Origin of the sequence: Acinetobacter sp. 8I-beige, from assembly GCF_902505955.1 — a bacterium.
Lineage (GTDB): Bacteria > Pseudomonadota > Gammaproteobacteria > Pseudomonadales > Moraxellaceae > Acinetobacter > Acinetobacter johnsonii.
Genome location: NZ_LR732794.1, coordinates 1 through 6,721 on the forward strand (window position 1 = coordinate 1; position 6,721 = coordinate 6,721).

The 6,721-nt window shown below is 33.9% G+C and carries 7 protein-coding genes and 1 pseudogene; 5 read left to right on the forward strand and 3 right to left on the reverse strand.

Features of this window, described 5'->3' with window-relative positions; all coding sequences use genetic code 11:
* The 5 genes from GVX98_RS16660 to GVX98_RS16680 form a co-directional block, all read left to right on the forward strand.
* On the forward strand, nt 1-969 hold a 969-nt coding region (locus tag GVX98_RS16660; RefSeq protein ID WP_216070689.1), incomplete at its 5' end, for a DMT family transporter.
* Nucleotides 970-980: 11 nt separating this feature from the next.
* Entirely contained in the window at nt 981-1,706 is a 726-nt protein-coding gene (locus GVX98_RS16665; RefSeq protein WP_216070690.1) for a cyclase family protein, read from the forward strand.
* Nucleotides 1,707-1,898: 192 nt separating this feature from the next.
* Nucleotides 1,899-2,825, forward strand: a complete 927-nt coding sequence (locus tag GVX98_RS16670) for a helix-turn-helix domain-containing protein (protein WP_159128760.1) — start codon at nt 1,899-1,901, stop codon at nt 2,823-2,825.
* A gap of 371 nt (nt 2,826-3,196) precedes the next feature.
* On the forward strand, nt 3,197-4,168 hold the full coding sequence (locus GVX98_RS16675) for a zinc-binding alcohol dehydrogenase family protein (protein WP_159128761.1): 972 nt from the start codon (nt 3,197-3,199) through the stop codon (nt 4,166-4,168).
* Between the two features lie 25 nt (nt 4,169-4,193).
* Nucleotides 4,194-5,063 carry an arginase family protein gene (locus GVX98_RS16680; protein ID WP_159128762.1) on the forward strand — a complete coding sequence of 290 codons (870 nt, stop codon included), beginning with the start codon at nt 4,194-4,196 and terminating at the stop codon, nt 5,061-5,063.
* 57 nt (nt 5,064-5,120) lie between these two features.
* Here GVX98_RS16680 and GVX98_RS16685 read toward each other — a convergent pair whose 3' ends face one another.
* The 3 genes and pseudogenes from GVX98_RS16685 to GVX98_RS16695 all read right to left on the reverse strand — a co-directional run.
* On the reverse strand, nt 5,121-5,318 hold the full coding sequence (locus tag GVX98_RS16685; RefSeq protein ID WP_159128763.1) for a hypothetical protein: 198 nt from the start codon (nt 5,316-5,318) through the stop codon (nt 5,121-5,123).
* Nucleotides 5,319-5,466: 148 nt separating this feature from the next.
* On the reverse strand, nt 5,467-5,949 hold the full coding sequence (locus GVX98_RS16690; RefSeq protein ID WP_159128764.1) for a hypothetical protein: 483 nt from the start codon (nt 5,947-5,949) through the stop codon (nt 5,467-5,469).
* Nucleotides 5,950-6,721: pseudogene (locus tag GVX98_RS16695) on the reverse strand (site-specific integrase); the annotation flags it as partial.

Below are 6,721 nucleotides of genomic sequence, written 5' to 3' on the forward strand. Positions count from 1 at the left end.
CAGATATTGTATTATATTGGGATTGGTGGATTTATGAGTTTTAATCATTTTCTCGGATTATTTTATGTTGGAATGTGTTATTTCCTAGTAGGTTCTAGTTATCCAATAGCACAAAATGCTATGAGTAATATTCCAACGTGGTCATTCATGTTTATTACATTTTTAATTGCAACGCTCTTTTTACTCCCTTTCTCCATCTATATGGATAAGACGAATTGGTTAAAAATAGGTTTAAAATCATGGCGTGATCTTAGTATTCTTTCTTTATTAGGTGCTGTTTTATATACATATTTTTTGCTTTATGGTATGGAGGGAACTTCAGCAGTTACAGCATCTGTGATTACAAGTTCTGCTCCAATATTAGTATTAATACTTTCTATTTTCTTTCTCAAAGAAAGATCTAGCACTCATAAAATCATCTCTATTTTATTAGCAATTTCCAGTATATTGGTTATGACATTGCCTGATCAGATGAATGAAGGTAAAGGTAGTTCTTTTATTGGCTTGATCCTTATTTCTTTATCAACACTCTCAAATGCATTAAATATTATTTATTCCAAAAAAATTTCAAGCAATCTCCAACCATTAACACTTGCTACGGGTGTGTGTTTTATGGGTTGTTTGTTTTCCTTTCCACTATCATTTAATGAGGTTGATCATATTAAGGTGGGTTTATTATATGAAAATATTTTAATATTTTTATATTATGGAGTATTGGTTTGGGCTATTCCTTATATGCTTTTTTTTAAGGGTATTAATTTTATTAGTGCATCATCTGCTGGGATGTGTGTTGCATTAATTCCTTTTTCTGCAATGATTTCTTCAATTTTTATATTTGATTATTCGCTAAAAACCACTGATTTTTTTGCAATATTTTTAATTATTTTATCCATTATTGTTTCTGAATTTAAATATTCAAGAAAAAATAAAAGCTGTAAAGCTTCTATTCAAACACCAACCCAACCTTAGAGGATTAACCTATGTTTAAATCTACAAAATTACGCATTCTTTTATCAGGTGTGAGTATCTTCATGTGCTCTACTTATATTCAAGCAAAAGAGCTTCCTGTAGCTCAAGAATATATAGACCTTAATCATGGATTAGAGCATGACTTAGTAACCTATCCGGGTCTCAGTGAAGTGAAAGTATTCCAAAAAGGTGAAAGATTTAGCAATGGCGCACTAATAGATGGCATTTCTTTTCTAGGTATTTCAAGTACATACATTGATGCACCATTCCATGTGGACGAAAAAGGTGCAAAAATCTCGGACTATTCTTTAGAGCAACTTGCAAATTTGCCAATTGTAGTCGTTCAATTACCTCCAAATGCAATGAAATTTGATGTAGCAGCATTCAAGAATGTTGATGTGAAAGGAAAAGCAGTTCTGCTTTACACTGGTCGAGATAAATATTTTGGTACAAAGGAATATAGTAATAATCCGCCTTTCCTTACTGCAAGCGCTGCGGAATGGTTGGTTAGCCAAAAAGTAAAATTTGTTGGGATTGATGCTTTGCTTGTAGATGACTTCAACAATAATAGTACCGTTCCAGTGCACAATACTTTATTAAAAAATGGGGTCGTTATTGCTGAAGACATGGCCCATATAGATAAAGTAATGGGCAAAAAGGATGCATATCTAACAGCTGTTCCCCCTCGTGCACCATTGACAAGTTTCCCAACTCGAATTTTCGCAACGATCTACTAGGCAACTCTGGCTAGATGGTTTTATCGATAAGCTATCTAGCATTAGAAATCCTGTAATTATGTTAAAATCAATAATTCTTTACCTCATCAGGGATATTGGTACTTTAATTGCATGATTGATGTTTGGCTGTGTAGTAGGAAGTAAGTCTAATAATTAAAAAATTATTTGCTTTATTTCAATAACGAGGTTCTTATGAATGCATATTATTCGACTCAAAAACAAGATATAGGTGATAACTTTAGTTATTGGCAAGATGTAATTTCGTCAATTTACATCCCATCCACTAACCGCCAATTATCTGAGCAGAAATTTGATGCGGAACTCTCTGTGAAGGCTTTTGGTGCTTCTACACTCTCCAAAATTCAGTCAGATCCTGTTGAGTATCAATGTAAAACTGCATTTAAAGAAGATGGACAATATTTTCTTTCGTTATCGTTATCGACCAATACTTTCGTCACACAAAATGGCATTACTTCTGAACAAAATGCTGGTGAAATTGTAATATTTGATAGTACGCAACCATTCACCTGTCATTTTCCTGAAGGGGATGATCAAATTGTACTCGCCATTCCTCATGAACTCCTTGAACTTCATGTACCTGCTGTGGATAGATATTTAAGTCAAACACTAAAAAATAGCTCACCAATGACTCGGCTTTTAGGTTCCCTCATACAAGAAACATGGAATATTGATGAACAAGTAATGAGTTGTGAGAACTCTCTACTGGTGCCGATCTTAGACATTGTGAATACTGCTTTTACGACTCAGTTTAATAACAATTTATCATTGAATAAAAGTCATCATGATGAGTTAATCACACGTGCCAAATCATATTTGCTGAATAATTTAGATAATCGGGATTTAACCTTAGAAAAAATTGCTGAATCCATCCACGTTTCATCGAGAACCCTAAACAGAATATTTTCAAAAGAAGGGACAACAGCAATGCGTTGGCTGTGGCAACAGCGGCTTAAAGCAAGCCATACAGCATTAATGAAGGGTCAGTTTAATAATATTAGTGATGTTGCTTTAACTTACGGTTTTAGTAATCCTTCGCATTTTAGCCGTGTCTTTAAAGACACTTATGGCATTACCCCAAACCAAACTCTCAAAAGTTAATTGCTTTTTTGAGTGCAAGAGGTCGATATTAAAGAAAAAATATCTATTTAATATGTCTATTCTAGAACAAGAATCTTTAGGTTTGATCTGTGCTTGTTGATTCAATCTATAATCCTGATTGATCCCCTCTATAGCTCTTTATCATAATATGTCGTTTTAAGAACATCGATTGTCCATTTCAGAAAAGACCACTGTGTCATCTCACCCTATGATGGTATGTATTCTATCTATTGTAGGTTTTGATGTCGTATACCTGTTTCTAATTCTAGCTCAATCTAGAAGTATCCGATTTGATTATTTTTCCTCTATCAATAGATTTTCAATTCCGCCTTTTACTAATGAATAATATTTGATTAAGAGTTTATTTTCTTATGCAAGCACTTGTCTTATTAAATACAGGTTCTCATCCTGAAATGGTCATTCAAGATCGACCTATCCCTTCGATCACTCAGGGGCACTCCCTGATTAAGGTATATGCAGCCACGATTAACCCGCTTTCTAATCAAATTCGGTCAGGTATCGTTCCACAAGCAGTACTTCCACTGGTGCTTAGCAACGATGGTTCTGGAACGGTTGTTGACAGTGAAAAATTTGCTAAAGGTACTAAAGTAGCAATTTATGGTGGTGCTGACATTGGTATTACAAAAGACGGAATGCAGCAAGAATGGGTATTGATTGAAAATGAAAGGATCATTGAACTTCCAGATAATTTTTCGCTTGAAGAGGGGGCTGCGCTGCCAATTAACTATGTTACTGCTCATCAAGCATTAGTCCGAGTGGGTCAAATTGAAGTAGGTCAGAAAGTTTTAATTACGGGTGCATCAGGTTCGTTGGGTAGTGCACTTATTCAAGTTTCTAAAGCACTTGGAGCAACACCGATTGCAATAGTTTCTAACTCAAGCAAAGTTCAAAGAGCAAAAGATGCAGGTGCTGAACATGTTATTGATTTATCGTGTGATGACTTTCATTCTACCGTATTATCACTAACAGATAATCAAGGTGCTGACTTAGCATGTGATGCAGTTGGTGGAGAGTTACTTGGGCGACTTGTGAAATCACTACGTACTCGAGGTGCAGTTGTATCTATCGGTTTCGTTGGTGGTATAACCGCACAAATTGATCTGATTGATGTTGTGGTTTATGAGAAAAAAATACTTGGATATGACGCGCATCTGGAAACTCAAGAAGATGTAAACAAAACCATTGCAGTTCTGAAGCAATTTATTCATGAAAATAAAGTTCGCCCGTGTATTGATAGTACTTACCCACTTGATCAGTATCTAGAAGCCTATAAAAGACTTGAGTCACGTAAAGCTCAAGGTACAATTTTGATTCGCTTATAAATATAGTAAAAAGGACAATCTAAAAATGAGAAACAATACATTAAGACTCGTTTTCCCCCAATGGCAAGGTGGTAATCTCCACGCTTATTATTTTGGTTCACAGATGTTGGCATGGCTTGCGCCAGAAGCTAAAGGTCCTGTTGAGGAAGTTGAGGTTACTTTCTCTGAAGATAGAGTGCTGGAAAATGAAGATGGTATTGTTGGCCGCTCTGAAATTATCCAACAAGCTAAAAGCGCGAAGACACTCATAGAAAAACATACACCCGATAGTCTTGTGGTTTTAGGTGGGGACTGCTTGGTGGATCTAGTTCCTTTTGCCTATCTTCAAGAGAAATATCAAGACAATTTAGGAATTCTTTGGGTTGATGCTCATCCTGACATTATGACATCCAAGGAATATAACCATTCTCACGCCTCTGTACTACGTGCACTTATGGGTGAGGGAGATAGCGATCTTACTCAGTTTGTGACAACACCAGTTAAACCTAATAAAATAATGTATGCGGGTGTGAATAATGAAAATGAATATGAAGCAAACTTTTTAATTGAACGAAATATACGTATATGTCGTCCAGCAGAGATCAAATCTGAAATCACTTCGATTCAAAAATGGATAGAAGAAGAAAATATTAAAGTGCTTGCGATTCATTTGGACCTAGATGTGCTAAGCACTACTCATTTTGGTTCACTTTATTTTAATAACCCGAATGTACCCAAAGATGCGTTTGATGGTATTGCTCAGGGTCAACTCTCAATTGAGGAAGTATTAAAAGTAATACAAGTAGCTACAACAAATACTGAAGTTGTAGGTCTTGGTATAGCTGAACATTTACCGTGGGATGCTTTAGCTCTAAAAAATATGCTGGCAGAATTACCCTTAATTGGAAAAATGTAATTATCTGGAAAATAAGATTTTTTATTAGCCAGCTATTTTGTCTTTTTATTAGGCTTTTTAAATTTTTACTTCAGTACCATCTTTTCCTGCAGAATCGAATAATGCTGCAAGTAGAACAGAAATATTATGTGCTTGAGTCGCAGGGACTTGTGATGGTTTTCCATTTTGATATGAATCTAAGAACGCATTTAGTTCACGATCAAAATAGACTGGGTTACCGATTTCAGCAATGTCAGGAGAGTGGTGGCAGTCCATAACTAACTTAAAGGTATCTACAAAATCGGTGGATATTCACCCTTATATTAAAGCTGTATCTTAAATTTGGATCTTCTAGGGTAGCTTTTTCTTTTAAACCTTTATGCAACAAAGCCTTTGATATAAATTATTTAAGTTTTCAAAATTTCTAATTTCCAAGAAGTCTATTATATTCTCGAATCTCAGATTGTAAACTCGCAACAATTGATTTAAGTTTGTCAATCTGTTTTTTCTGGGTTTTCTTTTGAAATTCAAGACTCATTATAATGGACATAAATTTTGCTATGTGTTCTTTATCTAGATTACTTAAATTTTCCGATGGTTCACTATTTTTTTTTGTAGGTTTAGGTTTCTTATTCAGTTTGTTTTTAATGTTTATGGCTTTTTGCTGTGCAATGAGTGCTTGTAGATATTGAGCTGATTGTGGATATGTATTGTAGATTGATGCGCGATTAATACCTAATAGCTGTGCAACAATAGAAGTGGTAATTTTAATTTTAGATTCTAAAAGATAAACTCCAACCTTATTAATTAAACTCTCATCAATATTTAAAGATCTTAGCTCATTAATTGTATTAAGCTCTAAGTAAATTAACAAGCCATCAGACATAAAATTAATATCTTGCTTCATTTAACTAACCTCAATCTGATCAATATTAATTCTTTTTACATTAAGAGTATTGATAATTTCAATCAATTGTTTCTCTTTATTTTCAAGGTTATAAATTAAATTTAAATATTTTTCTCTGTGTGAAGTAGAAATTTTACTCATTTTGGCTAATTTGGAATGAATATCCTTTAACAATCCATTCCAAAAAGGTAAGTTTACATTGGTAGTGACATATCCATGACAATTGATACAACTCAAAGGCTCAGCAACAGACCTAAAAGAACAATCAGAACCATTCATACAAAAACCATGAGGTAAAAAATTAATAGAATCTTTATTAATAGCTAGATATGAATTTATTTGCTCAAGATTCGTATGCTCAAGTGGATCGGATAAAATATTGTATTTGAAATCCTTAAGTTGTAAAGCATTTAAGATGAATTTTACACCTCCACCAGCACTCTGTTTTTTGGCGATAGAGTCTGAAAAGCGCATCAATGACTTAATTTTAATTGTTTCATCAAGGGTTTTCGATTGTGCAATTAACTCAGAATATATGGCACGTTTCGCATAAGTGTAAGTCATTGATTTTAATGCATGTTTAAACTGATGTTTAATTTCATTTATAGTACAAAGATTATTAGAGATCATAAAATATGCAAATGTGTGGCGGAATTGATGTGGCGAGAAATTAAAAAAATCACCAAGATTATATTTTGACATATAATTGATAGAGTTCTTTGCCGTAGATTTATAATTACAGTTAAGAAAATCAAGTTGATCTATATCATGC

What these genes read in the sequence shown, in the direction of transcription:
- GVX98_RS16665 (WP_216070690.1), top strand. Translation starts at nt 981, where the DNA reads ATGTTTAAATCTACAAAATTACGCATTCTTTTATCAGGTGTGAGTATC.
- GVX98_RS16670 (WP_159128760.1), top strand. Translation starts at nt 1,899, where the DNA reads ATGAATGCATATTATTCGACTCAAAAACAAGATATAGGTGATAACTTT.
- GVX98_RS16675 (WP_159128761.1), top strand. Translation starts at nt 3,197, where the DNA reads ATGCAAGCACTTGTCTTATTAAATACAGGTTCTCATCCTGAAATGGTC.
- GVX98_RS16680 (WP_159128762.1), top strand. Translation starts at nt 4,194, where the DNA reads ATGAGAAACAATACATTAAGACTCGTTTTCCCCCAATGGCAAGGTGGT.
- GVX98_RS16685 (WP_159128763.1), bottom strand. Translation starts at nt 5,318, where the DNA reads ATGGACTGCCACCACTCTCCTGACATTGCTGAAATCGGTAACCCAGTC.
- GVX98_RS16690 (WP_159128764.1), bottom strand. Translation starts at nt 5,949, where the DNA reads ATGAAGCAAGATATTAATTTTATGTCTGATGGCTTGTTAATTTACTTA.